Here is a 17,199-nt window from a genome sequence, read left to right as displayed (position 1 = left end):
ACGGCAAATCCACCGCATTGTCGCCCGAGCCTGCAAAAACCCCTTATTTCACAGGCGTTTTCCGATGCGGCGGATTTGCCATATTTCGCCCCAAAGCAGCCCGCAAAATTTTCAGAAAAAGCAAATCAGCGCCAAAGACCTGCCCCAATGCGCGGCGATAGTGATCCTAACGAAAGCAACACAGCGCATCGCGCCACCAAGACTTGCAGGAGCACACCATGACCAAACGCCGCTGGCTCAAATCCGTCATCGCCACCAGCCTAGAGGCTCAGCCCGCCCTGCCTTTCCAGCGCGGTAATCGTCGCAAGCCTGCGGCCTTCAAACCGGCACCGGCACCGCAGAACGCACAGCGTGCCATCGCTGCCCGCTGAACCAGCGCACAGACGAATCACGAAAGGGGGCGCAGGCCCCCTTTTTGCATCTTTATTCTGCCGTATTCTCTGAAAATTCCGAAACAATCGCTCGGCCCGCTGCGGGATTGGTGACGTAAGGCGTTGTATTAAGGAAAATCTTTGACAGAGCGCCGCAATTCAGCCATCTTTCCCTTGTGACGCGGTGAAACGCGCCGCGATTGGGAAGTTCGGACCGTAAGCGAGGTAAGACCAAAGGGCGATCGGGCCTAGGGCACCCAACGTGTCAAGAAGACCAGGTTTCAAAAACGGCGGCCCTGATATGCTCCTCTGGCATATCGCAACAGGGCCGCCATTTTTGTGTTTCAAGCACCGCTTGGCACAGCCGACCCATGGAAGGCGTCAGGCGTTGCGGGTCAGCCGCTCTTCCAACACGTCAAAAGGCACACCCGGCTCATCCTTGGCCCCACGGATCACAAGGCTGGTTTTCACGCTGGCCACATTGTCTGCCTTCAGCAGATCACCCGTCAGAAAGCTTTGGAAGGTCGACAGATCGGGGGCCACGCATTTCAGGATAAAATCAATCTCGCCGTTCAGCATGTGACACTCACGCACAAGCGGCCAAGCCCGGCAACGCGCCTCAAAAGCGGACAGATCGCTTTCAGCTTGGGAATGCAAGCGCACCATGGCGAAAACCTGCACTTCGAACCCCATTTCGCGGGCGTCGATATCGGCGTGATAGCCCTTGATGAACCCCGCCTCCTCCAGCGTGCGCACCCGGCGCAGGCAGGGCGGTGCGGAAATGCCGACGCGTTTTGCCAATTCCACATTGGTCATCCGCCCATCGGCCTGCAATTCCGCCAGAATTTGCCGGTCGATCGGATCCAGTTTCGAGCCAGCCATAACCTGTCTTTCCCTTAAATTGCGGTGTTTCGTGCCGGACCTTATGTTTTTCACCCGGTTTGCGCAATATTATTTCAACACCGCGCAAGATTTTGTCATCGACACGCCCGCGCCACCCTGCGGCAGCCTTTGGGGTTTTCGCCCCCGCCTCCAGCGCATATATGAAGGGCTGAACATTTTCTTGGGGGCATCATGGCCGAGACTCGTCACAGCAAAATCCTGATCATTGGCTCTGGGCCGGCAGGCTATACCGCCGCCGTCTATGCCGCGCGGGCAATGACCAACCCCATTCTGGTGCAGGGCCTGCAACCGGGTGGGCAATTGACCATCACGACCGAGGTGGAAAACTGGCCCGGCGACACCCATGTGCAAGGCCCCGATCTGATGGTGCGGATGGAAGAACATGCCAAGGCGATGGGGGCCGAGGTGATTTCGGATTACATCTCCAGCCTTGATCTGTCCAAGCGCCCCTTCACCGCCAAAGCCGACAGCGGCACCACCTTCACCGCCGATGCGGTTATTCTGGCCACGGGCGCACAGGCAAAATGGCTTGGCCTGCCCTCCGAGGAGAAATTCAAGGGTTTTGGTGTTTCAGCCTGTGCCACCTGCGACGGGTTCTTTTATCGCGGCAAGGAAGTCGTGGTGATCGGCGGCGGCAATACAGCGGTGGAAGAGGCACTGTTCCTGACCAATTTCGCCACCAAGGTGACGCTGATCCACCGCCGCGACAGCCTGCGCGCCGAAAAGATCATGCAGGACCGGCTGTTCAAACATCCCAAGGTGGAGGTGTTGTGGAACCACTCGGTCGAGGAGGTTCTGGGCGATGAAACCCCGCGCGGCGTCACGGCTGTGCGCGCCAAGCATGTGGAAACCGGCGAGACGACCGATATTCCTTGCGCGGGCTTTTTCGTGGCCATCGGCCATGCCCCGGCCTCGGAACTGGTGAAGGACCAGTTGGAATTGCACAATGGGGCCTATGTGAAGGTAAAGCCCGGCTCTACCCAGACCTCCATCCCCGGCGTTTTCGCGGCGGGCGATCTGACCGACCATGTCTATCGCCAAGCGGTTACATCGGCCGGGATGGGGTGCATGGCCGCGCTGGATGCGGAACGGTTCTTGGCTGAGCAGGAATAAAGCGGGATCTGTTCCCCCTTTGCCTGCGCGATGATCTGCGCAGGCAAAGGGGCGCGAGACCAAAAAGGCCGGGCGCTTTGGCAGCCCGGCCTTTGGTTTTATAAGGTGGCATTTGCGGTCAGTGAACGCTGACCGGGGCCAGATCATGTTCGCGCGCCAAGGCAAAGGCGAGGCGCTTGTCGGCGACCAAGGCAAGGCGTGCCCCATCGCCGCGATGCACGGCATAGATCGTCTTCAACCCTTCGGCTTGGTCTTGCACATCCTGCGGCAAATCCGCGACCGACACGGCGCGGACATAGACAATCCGCTCCGCCGCGGTCGGCATATTTTCAAAAGGCGTGTCCATCTTCGGCCCTCCTTATCTGCGGTCAATCGGGATGGTCTGCACGATCACATCGGGAACCGAGCGGCGCAGGTCGATATGCAGCAGCCCGTGTTCCAACGCGGCGCGCGCAACCTCTACCCCTTCGGCCAGCACGAAAGAGCGTTGAAACGCCCGTGCCGCGATGCCGCGATGCAGGAAAAGGCGCTCGCCTTCATCCTCGGCCTGACGGCCACGCACGACCAGTTGGCGATTTTCGACCGTGATGTTCAGATCTTCGTCGCGAAACCCGGCCACGGCCAAAGTGATGCGATATTCATTTTCCGAGACCGCTTCGATGTTGAAGGGCGGATAGCCCTCGGCGGCGGTTTTTGCCGTCCGCTCTACCAGCCGTTCCAGCTGTTCAAAGCCCAGAAGATGGGGATGCGCCCCAAAGCTCAATTTCGTCATTCGACTTGTCCTTCGATAAAGCGACAGTTCGCATTTGCAGGCCCAAAACGCAGGCACCCGCTTGCATTGAATATGGGGCGCTTGCCCTGCGCCTGCAAGAGGGCGAAAGCTGGGCAATTTCAGATCGTTTTCGCACACATTTACGGAAAAGCGGCTATAGTGTGGGTTGGACGGAACAACCGACTCAGTGATCAAGCGCCTATGAATGCCTCGACGAAATTGAACCTGGATGAAATGCTGCGGATCCGGCTTGCCGTTTTGCAGCGGGAGCATCGCGATCTGGACGAAGCCATTCAAGCGGTTGAGGCGAGCGTGAACCCCGATCAGCTGATGCTGCGGCGGTTGAAAAAACAAAAGCTGCAATTGAAAGAGCGGATTGTGAAGATCGAGGATGAGTTGATCCCCGACATCATTGCCTGACGCTGCACTGGTGGACGGGTCGCGGGGGCTGTCTGCCCCCCTTCGCCTTACGGCGAATTCCCCCCGAGGATATTTGGGCCGAAAAGAAAGCGCTGGTCGCCGGGCGCGGGCCATTCTGCCTTGCCCTTGATGGCCCCATCAGTATAGTCCCGGCTTGTTTTGAACGGGGGGCAGCATGGCCGTTGAAGTGGGAATCATCATGGGAAGCCAGTCAGACTGGCCGACGATGAAAGAGGCGGCCGAGATGCTGGACGCGCTGGCGGTGCCCTATGAGGCCAAGATCGTTTCGGCCCATCGCACGCCTGACCGGTTGTGGGACTATGGCAAGACGGCGGTGGACCGCGGGTTGAAGGTGATTATTGCCGGGGCCGGTGGCGCTGCGCATTTGCCGGGCATGATGGCATCAAAGACGCGGGTGCCGGTGATTGGTGTGCCGGTGCAGACCAAGGCGCTGTCGGGGGTGGATAGCCTGTATTCCATTTTGCAGATGCCGCGCGGTTTTCCGGTGGCCACCATGGCGATTGGTGCGGCAGGTGCCGCCAATGCGGGATTGATGGCGGCGGGCATTCTGGCTTTGAACGATGTGGAATTGGCGGCGCGGCTGGATGCGTGGCGCGCGGCGCTGTCTGCCTCTATCCCGGAGGAGCCGCGCGATGAATAACCCGCTGCCCGCAGGTTCGGTGATTGGTATTCTGGGAGGTGGTCAACTGGGCCGCATGCTTTCGGTTGCAGCCTCGCGGCTGGGCTATCGCACCCATATTTTTGAGCCGGGTGCAAACCCGCCCGCCGCCGATGTCGCCCATGCGCTGACCACGGCCAGCTATGATGACACCGCCGCGCTGACCGCGTTTGCGCAGGCCGTTGATGTGATCACCTATGAGTTTGAGAACATCCCGACAGCGGCGCTGGATATTCTGGAGGCGCTGCGCCCCATTCGCCCCAACCGCAAGGCTTTGGCCGTCAGTCAGGATCGCATTGCGGAAAAGCGGTTTCTGAATGGGTTGGGTTTGGCCACGGCCCCGTTTGCACCGGTTTCAACGGCGGCGGATCTGGAGGCGGCTTTGGCCGAGATCGGCGCGCCTGCAATTTTGAAGACCACGCGTCTGGGCTATGACGGCAAGGGGCAAGCGCGGCTCAAGCAGCCGGACGATGCCCCTGCGGCGCTGGCAGAGATGCGGGGCGCGGAGGCGGTGCTGGAAGGGTTTATCGACTTCAGCCATGAGGTTTCGGTCATCGCGGCGCGCGGTCTGGATGGGGCGGTTGCTGCCTATGATCCGGGCGAGAATGTGCATCGCAACGGAATATTGCACAGCACCACCATTCCCGCCAAGCTGACGCCTGCGCAGCGCACGGATGCCGTTTTATTGGCAGCGCGCATTCTGAATGCGCTGGATTATGTTGGTGTGATGGGGGTGGAGCTGTTCGTGACGCCGCGCGGTTTGATCGTCAATGAAATTGCGCCGCGCGTCCACAACTCCGGGCATTGGACCCAGAACGGCTGTGTTGTGGATCAGTTTGAGCAGCATATCCGCGCTGTCGCGGGCCTGCCTTTGGGCGATGGCAGCCGCTTTGCCGATGTCACGATGGAAAACCTGATCGGCGACGATATCGCCCGCCTGCCCGCGCTTTTGGCCGAAAAAGCGACTGCCGTGCATATGTATGGCAAGCCAGAGGCGCGGCCCGGCCGCAAGATGGGCCATGTGAACCGGATCACGCGCGGCATCCCGCAATAGACCGCCAAGCGGTCAACGACAGACGAGTGCGACCAGCACGAAGGTGCAATTGGGTGTTGCTTCGGGCTGTGGGGGCGTGGCGGCATCGCTGTTTTGCACCGCAAAGCTTGGCATGGTGGACCTTGCGGCGGCGGGGTGCAAATAGACCTGTGCCCGCAAGGATGATTGATCCCAAGGCGATTGCTGGCCATCGCTCGCCGCCTCGACATCGTTGCGCAGCTTGATCATCACATCCGAGACGCTTAGCCCCGGCTGTTCCACATATCGCAACAAAGCCGCTGTATAGAGGCTGTGACCCGTTGCCCGCACCGGATCAAAAGAGACAGCACCGGGCCGGGCGGCAAAGGAAATGAAGGTGCCCGCACGGGTTTGCATCTGGGCCAGACCTGCCTGCGCCCCAGAGTTCCCTGCCATCGGGATGGCGCGGCAGGCATCGAGGAACAGCAAAACCTGCGCATTGCTGGCTTGTAATTGCGCAACGACGCTATCCAGTTTCCAGCTTTCCTCGGTGCCGCTGCTAACCAGATCAAGGCGGGCCGTGACGGGCAAAAGATGGTTCCTGCCATCGATTTGAACCCCGTGCCCCGCATAGTAAAACACCACGGTTTCCGCTGATCTCGCCTGTTGGGCAAAACTTGTGACAGCATGTTGGAAGGCTTGGCTGCTTGCATCTGTCAGCAGCGTCACCGCAAATCCCAGCCTGCGCAGCGCATCGGCCACCGCCTGTGCATCCTTGCGGGATGTCGTCAGGCGGGGCAGATGTTGATAGGCTTGGTTGCCAATCACCAGCGCCACGCGCCCTTGCCCCGCAACGGCTGTGGCAGGGGCCATCAAAACCGCACAAAGCAGTGCCAAACCGCAAAAGCGCGCAATGCCAAAAAAGACCAGCATCTGTCTGAGGCGCATTTGATCATTCCGCTCCGCCCGGCCAACATCTCGGCCAATCCGGTGATGCTAGCACAAAGCCACCCTTCGCGCGATATCCGGCAGCTTATCCGGGTAGCAAGGGCCGCGTCATGCGTTGGCGGTTGTGGCGCATCGGGTCGCCTTCGGCTGGAGGGAAGCGCTGCTCATCCGCAAAGCCCATCTGCTGCCAGAAAGCATGCCCCCTTGGATTCGCCTCCAGCACGGTGATCAGCATCCGCGTTGCGCCGCGCGTGCGCGCCATAGCCATAAGCTGCGCCACGGTTTGCTGCCCGATCCCTTGGCCCCGCACCGATGGGTCCAGCAGCAGCAAGCCGATATAGGCATCCATGGCCTTCGGATAGCCAAAGCCCATATCGGCAATGCCGACCAAGCGCTGATCCTGCATAACCCCCAGCTTCACCGATTGCGCCGGGTCGCCCCCTGGCACGCAATCGGTGAAAAAACTGGTGGCTGCGGCGGTGGTGGGCGGCTGGCCATCCTCCAGCAACACGTAGTCACTGGCGCGCATCATCAGGTCCAGCACGGCGGGCAGGTCGCGGGCCTGCACCAAGGCGCGAAAGCGAAGCGGCGGCGTCATGGCCAAGCGATCCCCACAACCTCCAGTTCCATATCCCCTGACGGGCGGTGCCAGACCACAAGATCACCGGGTCGCGCGCCGATCAAGGCCCGTGCCAAAGGGGAATGCGGCGCGATAAGTCCCGCCGCGGCATCGGCTTCATCCTCGCCCACAATGGTAAAGCAGCTTTCGGCCCCTGCCGCATCGACAACGCGGACGGCATGGCCAAAGGCAACCTCGGCGCAATCGCGGCCTTCGGGCGTCAGCAGCAAAGCCGATTTCAGCCGCGCTTCCAGATAGCGGATATCCCGTTCGGCGGCAGCTTCGGGCAAACGGTCCAACCTGTCCACGCGCGCGCGCAACTGGGCCAGCCGCACCTGCGCCTGCGACAAGGCCGCCCGCAACAGCGCCAAACCGCGCGGCGTGACGTAATTGGGGTGCGGGCTGATCGGCAGATCGAGCAAGGGGGTGTTGTCTGGCCCATCCTCCTTGACGAAGGCGCGGCTCATCGGACCAGCAGCTCCAACGGATCATAAAGCATGGCCCCGCCCCATGCCGCTTCGGGCAGCGTATCGGGTTTGAAACGGATACTTGCCATTTCCGCACGGCTGAAAAAGCGGCGCTTTGTCACCACACCTTCTGGGTCGCGCCATGTGTCATCCAGAACGCCGCCGGTGATGGCGCAGCGGAAATACAGATCAACCTGATGAAACCCATGCTCGGGCGCGTGAAACTCATTCACCAACACAGGCTCCCCTACGGCCACGCTTAACCCGGTTTCCTCATGCACTTCGCGGATCAGGTTTTCATGCAGGCTTTGGCCCAGATGCACCCCACCCCCCGGCGCACACCACAAGTCCGAAACATTGCCGCGAAATGCGTTAACCATCAGCAGCCGATCCTGATGCAGGATTAACGCTCTGACGGCCAGTCGTGGGGAACGCGGTTTCATGCCACCAAGCTGGCGCTGTCTGCGCGCTTTGTCCAGTATCAACCTTTTCAAAGCGTGAAACAGCGCCTAGCTATAGCAGCATGAAACATCTCTTGCTTGCCCTTGCCACCACCCTGCTGCCGCTGCCCGCGCTGGCGCAGGCCGATTGCGTTGTGCTGCTGCATGGGCTGGCCCGCGGCGAAAATTCACTGCTGGCGATGGAAGCCTCGCTGACGGCGCAAGGATTTACCGTCATCAATCAAGGCTATCCCTCCACCGATGCGCCGATTGGCACTTTGGTCGAGGAAAACGTGATCCCCGCCGTGGCCGCCTGCCAAAAAGCGAAGGTGCATTTTGTCACCCATTCAATGGGCGGCATCCTGACCCGCGTCTACCTTGCACGTTACCGCCCCGAGCAGATGGGCCGTGTGGTCATGCTGGCCCCGCCGAACCACGGGTCGGAACTGGTGGATATTCTGGGCGATCTGTCGCTGTTCCAATGGATCAACGGCCCGGCAGGCGGGCAATTGGGCACTGATGCGGCCTCTTTGCCCAATCAATTGCCGGTGCCGGACTATCCCTTGGGCATCATCGCGGGCAATCGCAGCCTGAACCCGGCAGCCTCGGCCCTGATCGAGGGGCCGGATGATGGTAAGGTGTCGGTCGACAGCACCAAGCTGGACGGCATGACTGCCCATATCACCCTGCCCGTGACACATACTTTCATGATGCTGAACCCGCAGGTCATCGCACAAACCACACTGTTCCTGCGCCAAGGCCGGTTCGATGAAAACCTGCCGCTGGTCGATGCGGTCAATATCAGCCTTGGCACCACCCGGGTGCAGCCCTGATGCCTAGCCCCGGCGGGCGCTGAAACTCGCCAGCCCGACACCGCCCAAAACCAAAAGACAGGCCAGCGCAAACCGCAACCCCACTGGTTCGGCCAGCAAAACTGCCCCTGCCAAGGCCGCAATCACCGGCACCGAAAGCTGCGCCACCCCGGCCCGCGCGGCACCAAGCTGCGGCACAACCGCATACCACAGCGCATAGCCCAGCCCGGATGTCACCGCGCCCGAGATCACTGCAAGGGCCACGCCCAACCCGGTCCAACTGGCGATGTCCAACAGCCAGACCCCGGCCACAACAGCGGCAGGCACCGCAAGAATGAAATTGGCCGCCGTCGCCGCCAACGGGTCACGCGCCCCTCGCCCAGCAAGGGAATAGACACCCCACCCCACACCCGCCGCCGCCATCAACCCCATCGGCCACAGCGCCACCGCATTGCCCCCCGGCGCGACCAGAACCACAAGCCCGCCAAAGGCTAGCCCCGCGCCCAACCAGCGCCGCAAGGGCACGGCCTCGCCCGCAACCAGCGCCCCGGCGAACATGGTGATCTGCACCATCCCGAACAGCACCAAAGCCCCGATCCCCGCCGCCAGATCGACATAGGCAAGCGAAAACCCGAACAGATACAGCAAAAGCCCCAGAACCCCTGCCCCGCGCCCTGCCCAGCCGGGCCAAAATCCGCGCCGCCGAAAGACCAGCAGCATCGCCAAGGCCAAGGCCCCGGCACAAAGTCGCAGCAGCGCGAAATCCACCGGGCCCATACCCGCCTGCCCCACCGCCATCCGGTTCAGCAGCGAATTCCCTGCAAAAGCCAGCATCGCCAGCGCCGTCAGCCAAAATAACCGCAAAGGGCCTCTCCGTTTTACAGGGAACAAAAAGCAGGGGCATCGAACCCCTGCTTTTTGTGTTGGTGCCCAGCCTATCGCCGGTTTTCAAAAAGCGGAACCGTGCGGCTTCATCTTGGCAAAAATACCTGACTCACAGCCTGTCCGCAGCGCGCCCATAGAAAAAAGGGCACCTGCGATAGGTGCCCTTTCCTGTCGTCCCAACGGTTGGGGCGATGATTATTCCATGCAAAGCATGAAATTACATCATGCCGCCCATACCGCCCATGCCACCCATATCCGGCATGCCGCCGCCAGCAGCGCCTTTCGGCTCCGGCTTGTCAGCGATCATGGCTTCGGTGGTGATCAGCAAGGATGCAACCGAAGCGGCGTCTTGCAGCGCGGTGCGCACCACTTTGGCCGGGTCGATCACGCCAAACTTGAACATGTCGCCATATTCATCGGTCTGGGCGTTGTAGCCGAACTTCGGATCATTGGACTCGCGCACCTTGCCAGCCACAACCGAACCGTCAACACCCGCGTTCTGGGCGATCTGACGCAGCGGTGCTTCCAGCGCCTTGCGAACGATGTTGATACCGTTGGTCTGGTCGGGGTTCGCCCCTTCCATGCCGATCAGCGACTTGCCAGCCTGAACCAGCGCAACGCCACCGCCAACAACAACACCTTCTTGCACGGCCGCACGAGTCGCGTTCAGCGCGTCATCAACGCGGTCCTTACGCTCTTTCACTTCGACTTCGGTCATGCCGCCAACGCGGATAACGGCAACGCCGCCAGCCAGCTTGGCCACACGCTCTTGCAGTTTTTCCTTGTCGTAGTCGGACGTGGTTTCTTCGATCTGGGTGCGGATCTGGGCCACGCGGGCTTCGATCTCGGCCTTCTCGCCAGCGCCATCAACGATGGTGGTGGTGTCCTTGGTGATGGTGACTTTCTTGGCGCGGCCAAGCATGTCCATCCCGACGTTTTCCAGCTTCATGCCCAGATCATCGGAAATCACCTGACCACCGGTCAGGATCGCGATGTCTTGCAGCATCGCCTTGCGACGATCGCCAAAGCCCGGTGCCTTCACCGCAGCGATTTTCAGACCGCCGCGCAGCTTGTTGACCACCAAAGTTGCCAGCGCTTCGCCTTCAACATCTTCGGAAATGATCAGCAGCGGCTTCTGGCTCTGGATCACTTGCTCCAGCAGCGGGACCATCGGCTGCAAGGAAGACAGTTTCTTCTCGTGCAGCAGGATCATCACGTCTTCCAGATCGGCAATCATCTTGTCCGGGTTGGTGACGAAATAGGGCGACAGGTAGCCGCGGTCGAACTGCATGCCTTCGACAACTTCGGTTTCCGTTTCCAGACCCTTGTTTTCTTCGACGGTGATCACGCCCTCGTTGCCGACTTTCTGCATCGCATCCGCGATCTGACGACCGATTTCTGCTTCGCCATTGGCCGAGATGGTGCCAACCTGCGCAACTTCGGCGCTGTCGGAAACCGGACGCGCCGCTGCTTTGATCGCCTCAACCACTTTGGCGGTTGCCAGATCAATACCGCGCTTCAGGTCCATCGGGTTCATGCCAGCAGCAACCGACTTCAGACCTTCGGTGATGATGGCCTGTGCCAGAACGGTTGCAGTGGTGGTGCCGTCGCCGGCCTCGTCATTGGTCCGGGAAGCAACTTCCTTGACCATCTGCGCGCCCATGTTTTCGAACTTGTCCGACAGTTCGATTTCCTTGGCAACCGACACACCGTCCTTGGTGATGCGCGGCGAACCGAAGGATTTTTCGATCACGACGTTACGGCCTTTCGGGCCCAAGGTCACCTTTACCGCATTGGCAAGGATGTTTACGCCGCGCAACATACGATCGCGGGCATCGGTATCAAATTTGACGTCCTTAGCAGCCATTTTGCTTGCTCCAGTTTGTCTTGAATTTCAGTTGATTAAAACATCATGCGCGGGGTGGGCGTCAGCGCGCCACTCCGCCACCGGCCTCAGCCGATGATCCCCATGATGTCGCTTTCTTTCATGATCAGAAGCTCTTTGCCTTCCAAGGTCACTTCCGTTCCCGACCACTTGCCAAACAGCACACGATCGCCAACTTTCACCGACGGTGCAATCAGCTCGCCGCTGTCTTTGCGGGCGCCTTCGCCCAGCGCGATCACTTCGCCTTCAGCGGGCTTTTCTTTTGCGGTGTCGGGGATGATCAGGCCGCCCTTGGTTTTGTCTTCGCCTTCGATGCGGCGAACCAGTACACGGTCATGCAGCGGTTTAAATGCCATCTGTGAACACTCCCTTAGGTTCCAGGTTGATTTCGATTAGCACTCAACCGAAGTGAGTGCTAACGAGGGAGAGATACGTATCCGCCCGGATCATGTCAAGGTCCGGGATCACTGGTTTTTGCACCAGGCACCCAGACCGTCCCCCCGGCGCGGCTGGCCAAGGGGTGCGAGGTCGCAAGCGGGGCCTTGCAATTCCGGGGCGCAGCCTGACGCTATTTCTTCTTGGCTTTTTTCTTCTTGATCTCTGCCTCCAGCGCGGCAGCCAGTTTCTTTTTGAGCGCGGGATTATCAAGGGCCGATTTCGCGGCGATTGCCGTCATTTGTTTTGGGTTTTCCTTGCCGGTCCCGATCTTCAAATAGGCCGTCAGACCAGTCTTGATCACTTCCTCACTGAACTTGTCCGACATTTCCTTTGCAATTTCGGCCTTTTGCTGGGCGTTCAGATCATTCCCCTTCACCAGCTTCTTCAAAAGATCGGGGACCAGCTTTCCCTCGATGTCTTTTGTCGCCTGTTTGGTCCAGTTTTCATTGAAACTGGACAAATCCTTCATCAGTCCACCGCCAAACCCCGACAGCAAAACTTTGCCAACGGACTCTTCGAAATCCTTTTTAGAAGGTGCCTTACCGCCTGTTTTGATGACCTTGCCAAAGGTTTCCATACTTTGCCCGATCGCGGCTTTGCAGGCCTCATCCCCGGCCCCCGTCAAAAATCGCGTCAGATAGGGGGTAAGTTGTTGCCCCGAAACGCCCGCGATGGAATGCGCCAGCCTTGGGGCCAGTTTTTCCGCAATGCCCTTGGTGAAATTCGGTGGCAATTTGCTGGCGATACCCGCAGTGGCTATAGCGACCAAACCGTCAATCGTGGCATTGTTGACCGCTTCATAAAGTGTGATTTTCTGTTTTGCCGTCACTTTGCCCAGATCACTGGACAGGCTTGCCACAACCGCGACAGACCCCGCAGAGGCAACAGTCGCCTGCGCCGCCGTCAGCGTCGTTGCAGCAAACAGGGCCGGGGCGGCCATACCACCGACGATTGCGAAACCGACAGCCGATGTCACGCTCAGGCTCATCGCAACGCCGCCTGCCGCGCCGGTAAAATCCTTCAGGAATCGGTCGATATCGGCTGAAAAGGCGTTCACACTTCGCTCGGCCTGTTTCAGATCCGCTTCAAGCTTGCCGATATTGCGCGCGCCCATCGTCGTGGCCAGTGCCAACACCGCCTTATTCGCCGCTTCGGCCAAGGCTTTGTTGGGGGGCTTTACCCGGCCCGCCTTGATCGTGACGACCTGCGCAAAAGCCTCTAACATGCCATTGTTATTCGCCCAGGCGCTGCTGTATTGCAGATAGGCCTTCATATTCAGGTTCTGCGACTTCACCAACTGGTTGCTATAGCGCTCCAGGCTTCGGAACAGCTTTTCTTTGGCTGTCAAGTAATCCCGCGGCAGAAACAGAAGCTCTTGCGAGCCGTGCTTTACCTTCTGCATCATCACTTTTTCAGTGGTGCCGCCCACATCACCGCGTTTCTTGGCCTGCTCATATTTCGGCTTCAACGCTTTCATCAGCGGGCTGTTCGGCGCAATATAAGCGCTTGCCTGATCAATGTTTGCCTTCTTCGCCGCAGCCACCAGAGCCTTCAAAATATCGGGTTTGCTAATGCCCCCGGTTTCCTCAACCGCATAGCCATTTGCGCGCAGAATGCGGCGAACAAGCAAGATATCGTCCTTGTCATTTTTGACCTTCGGCCCGCCCTTCACCGCCAAACCGACGGCCCCTTTCAGCACCTCTGACATAATATTTCTCCTGATTCGCTTTAAAAAATACCGGCTAGCTTGGACCAGCGCGCCCAAAACTCCAAACAAAAGGGGCTTTGCCCCCTTGGCGCGGGGCCGGTGCCGTGGCAGCCTTCGCAAAAATCTGCTGACAAAGGCTTCGAATGTTCACGCGTTTCTTCCTGTATATTTTCGCTTGTCTGTTGTGCTTGGCACCCGCCGCCGCGCAATGTGTGGGCGAGAACCTGATCGCCGCCCTTCCTGAGGCCGAGCGCACCGCCCTGTATGACGCAGCCCATGCCGCGCCCTTTGCCACCGGCAACCTGTGGCGGGCCACGCGCGGCGATGAAACGCTGATCCTGACGGGCACCTTCCACCTTGATGATCCGCGCCATGATGCCTATCAGGCCCGGCTTTTGCCGCTGCTGGCCACGGCCAAGACGCTATTGGTAGAGGCGGGCCCCGAAGAGGAAAAAGCCCTGCAACAGGTCTTGATGACCGACTCCTCTGCCATGATTGCGCCGCAAGGCTCTGGCCTGAAGGCGGCTTTGGCTCCTGCGGAATGGGATGCGCTGGCCGATGCCTTGTTGCAGCGCGCCATCCCGTCTTCGCTGGCCGAAATGCTGCGGCCGTGGTTTGTGTCGATGATGCTGTCGATCCCGCCTTGCGCCTTGCAAACCGCCGCAACCGGGGCCGGGCTGGACAAGCGCCTGATCGCCGCCGCAACCGAACAAGGCATCGCCATCGAGGCACTGGAACCCTTTGACACCGCCTTGAAACTGTTTGACGGGCTGACGATGGACGAGCAATTGACCATGATCCGCAACGCGCTGGTGGTGGAACAGCAATCCGATGATTTCCTGACCACCACGGCCGAGGCTTTCTTTGCCGGGGAAAGCCGCCTGATCTGGGAGTTTTCCCGCCGCCTTGCCTATGACATCCCCGGCAACACCCCCGCGCAGGTGGATGAGGATTTCGCCAAGGCCGAACAGGCGCTGATGTCTGATCGCAACCGCGCCTGGATCACTGAGATTGAGGCCGCCTTGCAAAACGGCCCCGCCTTTGCCGCCTTTGGCGCGCTGCATCTGTCGGGAACCGAGGGCGTTCTGGCTCTGCTGCAAGACCGCGGCTTTGAGGTGGTGCCGCTGACGGACTGACGCGCAAGAAAACGCCGCAGGGCCAAGCCTATGCGCAAGCGTGACAATCGGCCACATGCCACCTATAAGGCGGCAAATCCATCAAACCGCAGGTTTCGTGCTATGACCACTCTCGTATTCGGCCACAAATCCCCCGACACTGACAGCACCGGCTCTCCCATCATCTGGGCATGGTATCTTTCCGAAGTCACAGGCACCCCGGCCAAGCCTGTGCTGCTGGGCGAACCCAATACCGAGGCGGCCTTTGTGTTAACGCATTGGAACCTGCCAAAGCCAGACATCATCAGCGATGTCAGCGCGGCCGATACCTGCTGGATCGTCGACACCAATAACCCGGCAGAGCTGCCGCCCTCGATCAATGAGGCGAATGTGGTGGGGATCATTGACCATCACCTGCTGGTTGGCGGCATCAAGACCAAATCCCCGATTGATATCACCATCCGCCCCTTGGCTTGCACGGCGACCATCATGCATGACCTGATGGGCGAGGCTGTGGCCCGCGCCCCGCGCAACATCAAGGGCGCAATGCTGTCCTGCATCCTGTCTGACACGCTGGAATTCCGCTCGCCCACCACCACCCCGCATGACCGCGCGGTGGCAGAAAAGCTGGCGGCGGATCTGGGCGTCTCCATCCCCGAATTTGCCGCCGAACTTTTCGCCGCGAAATCCGATGTTTCGGCCTTTTCCGATGCCGAATTGCTGCGCATGGACAGCAAGGAATACAGCGTCGCGGGCAAGGAATTGCGTGTCTCGGTGCTGGAAACCACCGCGCCCAAAGTGGTGCTGGACCGCAAGGCCAGCCTCATGGCCTCTATGGTCGATGTGGCGGCAGAGGATGGCGCCGATCAGGTGCTGCTGTTCGTGGTCGACATTCTGAAAGAAGAAGCCACCCTGCTGGTGCCCAACGATCTGGTAAAGCAAATGGCCGAAGCCTCCTTCGGGGTGACGGTCAGCGGCGATACCGTGGTGCTGCCGGGCGTGATGAGCCGTAAGAAGCAAATCATCCCCGCGCTGAAACTCTGATCTGCATCGCTGCGGTTTTCCGGCGCAATATCCGCCGTTGCGCCGGAAAATCGCAGCCCCCTGCCCTCTCGCTGAAAGCCTTGTCATGACGCAACTCATCGCCCGTTTCGCCGATATCGCCCCACGCTACCGCGCGCTGTTTTGCGATCTGTGGGGCTGCGTGCATGATGGCTACAAACCCTTTCCTGAAGCGGTCGCAGCGCTTCAGGCGTTTCGGGCGCAGGGGGGCGTGGTGGTGCTTGTCTCTAACGCGCCGCGGCCAAAGCCCAGCGTGCTGACACAACTGGACCGCATCGGCGTTCCGCGCGATGCCTATGACGAGGTGATCACCTCGGGCGATGCCACCCAATATGCGTTTTTTCAGGGCGCTGCCGGGAAAAAGGTGCATCACATCGGCCCGATGCCCAAGGATCAGCCTTTCTTTGAAGAATTCGCCGACCCGGCGCTGGCCGAACTTGCCACCCAGAACCCGGTTACGCTGGTGCCCTTGGCCGAAGCCGAGGGGATCATCTGCACCGGCCCCAACGAAGAATTTGATGAAACCCCGGATGATTACCGTCCGCAATTCCTGCTGGCAAAAACCAACGGGCTGAAAATGCTCTGCGCCAATCCCGATATCGTCGTCGACTATGGCGACAAGCGGATTTACTGCGCCGGGGCCTTGGCCGCCCTCTATGAGGATATGGGCGGCGAAGTGCTATATTTCGGCAAACCGCATCCGCCCATCTATGACCTTGCCCGCCGGCGCCTGGCAGCACTTGCAGGTGACGTAGCAGATAGCGAAATCCTGTGTGTCGGTGATGGGATCAACACCGATGTTCTGGGCGGCATGCAGGAAAACCTCGACAGTCTGTTCCTGACCGAAGGGCTGAACGCGGGCCAGTTCGGCCCTGCCGATGCGCTGGACGTGGGCATGCTGACCACTTGGCTGGAGGCGGAACAGCGCAACCCGACCTATGTGATGGGCTTCCTGCGCTAATTCGTCGCGCAACATAATTGCGATTTTCACGCAATCTGCGGAAATAAATTACCAAGCCGATTGCGCTGCAGCGCAGCATTTGCTATGAACCGACCAGTGAATCATCACCGGGAGGGCGAAGCATGCTCGACAATCAGCCACGCGGCACCATTTGCATCGAAGACATCGAAATCGGCATGTCGCGCCATCTGTATAAAACCGTGACCGACCGCGATATCGAGCTGTTTGCCGAAGTGTCGACCGACCGGAACCCGGTGCATCTGGATGATGCCTATGCCCAAGACACGATCTTCGAAGGCCGCATTGCACATGGCATGCTGACCGCTGGCCTGATTTCAGCCGTGATTGGCGAGCAGCTTCCCGGCCACGGTGCGGTTTATCTGGGACAAAGCCTGAAATTCATGGCCCCCGTGCGCCCCGGCGACCGGGTTTATGCCGAAGTCAAAGTCACGGCGATTGATCTGGGCCGCCGCCGCGTGACCCTTGAAACCCATTGCGCAGTGGGCGATACCGTTGTGCTGAAGGGTGAAGCGCTGGTTCTGGCGCCAAGCCGCAAGTTTGATTGACATCGGGCATGGCCCGTAAGGAC

The 17,199-nt window shown here is 59.9% G+C and carries 21 protein-coding genes; 10 read left to right on the top strand and 11 right to left on the bottom strand.

Features of this window, described 5'->3' with window-relative positions; all coding sequences use genetic code 11:
- Window positions 1-218 precede the first annotated feature (218 nt).
- Window positions 219-371 carry a hypothetical protein gene (locus EGN72_RS19180; RefSeq protein ID WP_158623179.1) on the top strand — a complete coding sequence of 51 codons (153 nt, stop codon included), beginning with the start codon at window positions 219-221 and terminating at the stop codon, window positions 369-371.
- A gap of 381 nt (window positions 372-752) precedes the next feature.
- Here EGN72_RS19180 and EGN72_RS11110 read toward each other — a convergent pair whose 3' ends face one another.
- A complete protein-coding gene (locus EGN72_RS11110; RefSeq protein ID WP_127047554.1) occupies window positions 753-1,253 on the bottom strand; it encodes an Lrp/AsnC family transcriptional regulator in 501 nt (166 codons plus the stop codon).
- Between the two features lie 192 nt (window positions 1,254-1,445).
- Between EGN72_RS11110 and trxB the strand changes: the two genes are divergently transcribed.
- The gene (trxB, locus tag EGN72_RS11105) at window positions 1,446-2,387 is read left to right on the top strand and encodes a thioredoxin-disulfide reductase (RefSeq protein ID WP_127047552.1); all 942 of its coding nucleotides are present in this window, start codon (window positions 1,446-1,448) and stop codon (window positions 2,385-2,387) included.
- Between the two features lie 118 nt (window positions 2,388-2,505).
- Here the strand turns inward: trxB and EGN72_RS11100 are convergent, their stop codons facing one another.
- Window positions 2,506-2,733, bottom strand: coding sequence for a DUF1150 family protein (locus tag EGN72_RS11100; RefSeq protein ID WP_127047550.1), 228 nt, complete (start codon window positions 2,731-2,733; stop codon window positions 2,506-2,508).
- A 12-nt stretch (window positions 2,734-2,745) separates the two neighbouring features.
- On the bottom strand, window positions 2,746-3,159 hold the full coding sequence (locus EGN72_RS11095; protein WP_127047548.1) for an Hsp20 family protein: 414 nt from the start codon (window positions 3,157-3,159) through the stop codon (window positions 2,746-2,748).
- 201 nt (window positions 3,160-3,360) lie between these two features.
- On the opposite strand from EGN72_RS11095, the gene EGN72_RS11090 reads away from it, so the two are divergent.
- From EGN72_RS11090 to EGN72_RS11080, 3 genes are all read left to right on the top strand, one after another.
- Window positions 3,361-3,579, top strand: a complete 219-nt coding sequence (locus EGN72_RS11090) for a YdcH family protein (protein WP_127047546.1) — start codon at window positions 3,361-3,363, stop codon at window positions 3,577-3,579.
- Between the two features lie 175 nt (window positions 3,580-3,754).
- On the top strand, window positions 3,755-4,240 hold the full coding sequence (purE, locus tag EGN72_RS11085; RefSeq protein ID WP_127047544.1) for a 5-(carboxyamino)imidazole ribonucleotide mutase: 486 nt from the start codon (window positions 3,755-3,757) through the stop codon (window positions 4,238-4,240).
- The gene (locus EGN72_RS11080; RefSeq protein WP_127047542.1) at window positions 4,233-5,312 is read left to right on the top strand and encodes a 5-(carboxyamino)imidazole ribonucleotide synthase; all 1,080 of its coding nucleotides are present in this window, start codon (window positions 4,233-4,235) and stop codon (window positions 5,310-5,312) included. Before purE ends, EGN72_RS11080 begins: the two co-directional genes overlap by 8 nt.
- 12 nt (window positions 5,313-5,324) lie before the next feature.
- Here EGN72_RS11080 and EGN72_RS11075 read toward each other — a convergent pair whose 3' ends face one another.
- The 4 genes from EGN72_RS11075 to EGN72_RS11060 form a co-directional block, all read right to left on the bottom strand.
- The gene (locus tag EGN72_RS11075; RefSeq protein ID WP_233587116.1) at window positions 5,325-6,203 is read right to left on the bottom strand and encodes a caspase family protein; all 879 of its coding nucleotides are present in this window, start codon (window positions 6,201-6,203) and stop codon (window positions 5,325-5,327) included.
- 100 nt (window positions 6,204-6,303) lie between these two features.
- Window positions 6,304-6,816 (bottom strand): GNAT family N-acetyltransferase, encoded by a 513-nt coding sequence (locus EGN72_RS11070; RefSeq protein WP_127047538.1) that lies wholly within the window; start codon window positions 6,814-6,816, stop codon window positions 6,304-6,306.
- Window positions 6,813-7,304: a GreA/GreB family elongation factor gene (locus tag EGN72_RS11065; protein ID WP_127047536.1), complete on the bottom strand. Its 492-nt coding sequence runs from the start codon at window positions 7,302-7,304 to the stop codon at window positions 6,813-6,815. Before EGN72_RS11065 ends, EGN72_RS11070 begins: the two co-directional genes overlap by 4 nt.
- On the bottom strand, window positions 7,301-7,747 hold the full coding sequence (locus EGN72_RS11060; protein ID WP_127047534.1) for an NUDIX domain-containing protein: 447 nt from the start codon (window positions 7,745-7,747) through the stop codon (window positions 7,301-7,303). Before EGN72_RS11060 ends, EGN72_RS11065 begins: the two co-directional genes overlap by 4 nt.
- An 80-nt stretch (window positions 7,748-7,827) precedes the next feature.
- Between EGN72_RS11060 and EGN72_RS11055 the strand changes: the two genes are divergently transcribed.
- Window positions 7,828-8,577: an alpha/beta fold hydrolase gene (locus EGN72_RS11055; RefSeq protein WP_127047532.1), complete on the top strand. Its 750-nt coding sequence runs from the start codon at window positions 7,828-7,830 to the stop codon at window positions 8,575-8,577.
- Window positions 8,578-8,580: 3 nt separating this feature from the next.
- On the opposite strand, the gene EGN72_RS11050 is transcribed toward EGN72_RS11055, so the two are convergent.
- From EGN72_RS11050 to EGN72_RS11035, 4 genes are all read right to left on the bottom strand, one after another.
- Window positions 8,581-9,420 carry a DMT family transporter gene (locus tag EGN72_RS11050; protein ID WP_127047530.1) on the bottom strand — a complete coding sequence of 280 codons (840 nt, stop codon included), beginning with the start codon at window positions 9,418-9,420 and terminating at the stop codon, window positions 8,581-8,583.
- 238 nt (window positions 9,421-9,658) lie between these two features.
- Window positions 9,659-11,308 (bottom strand): chaperonin GroEL, encoded by a 1,650-nt coding sequence (gene groL, locus EGN72_RS11045; protein ID WP_127047528.1) that lies wholly within the window; start codon window positions 11,306-11,308, stop codon window positions 9,659-9,661.
- An 86-nt stretch (window positions 11,309-11,394) separates the two neighbouring features.
- On the bottom strand, window positions 11,395-11,682 hold the full coding sequence (locus tag EGN72_RS11040) for a co-chaperone GroES (protein ID WP_127047526.1): 288 nt from the start codon (window positions 11,680-11,682) through the stop codon (window positions 11,395-11,397).
- A gap of 212 nt (window positions 11,683-11,894) precedes the next feature.
- Window positions 11,895-13,472, bottom strand: coding sequence for a hypothetical protein (locus tag EGN72_RS11035; RefSeq protein ID WP_127047524.1), 1,578 nt, complete (start codon window positions 13,470-13,472; stop codon window positions 11,895-11,897).
- Window positions 13,473-13,615: 143 nt separating this feature from the next.
- Between EGN72_RS11035 and EGN72_RS11030 the strand changes: the two genes are divergently transcribed.
- From EGN72_RS11030 to EGN72_RS11015, 4 genes are all read left to right on the top strand, one after another.
- The gene (locus EGN72_RS11030) at window positions 13,616-14,608 is read left to right on the top strand and encodes a TraB/GumN family protein (protein ID WP_127047522.1); all 993 of its coding nucleotides are present in this window, start codon (window positions 13,616-13,618) and stop codon (window positions 14,606-14,608) included.
- Window positions 14,609-14,710: 102 nt separating this feature from the next.
- Window positions 14,711-15,631, top strand: a complete 921-nt coding sequence (locus EGN72_RS11025; RefSeq protein ID WP_127047520.1) for a manganese-dependent inorganic pyrophosphatase — start codon at window positions 14,711-14,713, stop codon at window positions 15,629-15,631.
- A gap of 85 nt (window positions 15,632-15,716) precedes the next feature.
- Window positions 15,717-16,610, top strand: coding sequence for a TIGR01459 family HAD-type hydrolase (locus tag EGN72_RS11020; protein WP_127047518.1), 894 nt, complete (start codon window positions 15,717-15,719; stop codon window positions 16,608-16,610).
- 122 nt (window positions 16,611-16,732) lie between these two features.
- The gene (locus EGN72_RS11015; protein WP_127047516.1) at window positions 16,733-17,176 is read left to right on the top strand and encodes a MaoC family dehydratase; all 444 of its coding nucleotides are present in this window, start codon (window positions 16,733-16,735) and stop codon (window positions 17,174-17,176) included.
- The last annotated feature ends 23 nt before the right edge of the window (window positions 17,177-17,199 follow it).

Source organism: Pseudorhodobacter sp. E13, assembly GCF_003991405.1.
GTDB lineage: Bacteria > Pseudomonadota > Alphaproteobacteria > Rhodobacterales > Rhodobacteraceae > Pseudorhodobacter.
This window is presented reverse-complemented; position numbering and strand designations above follow the sequence as displayed.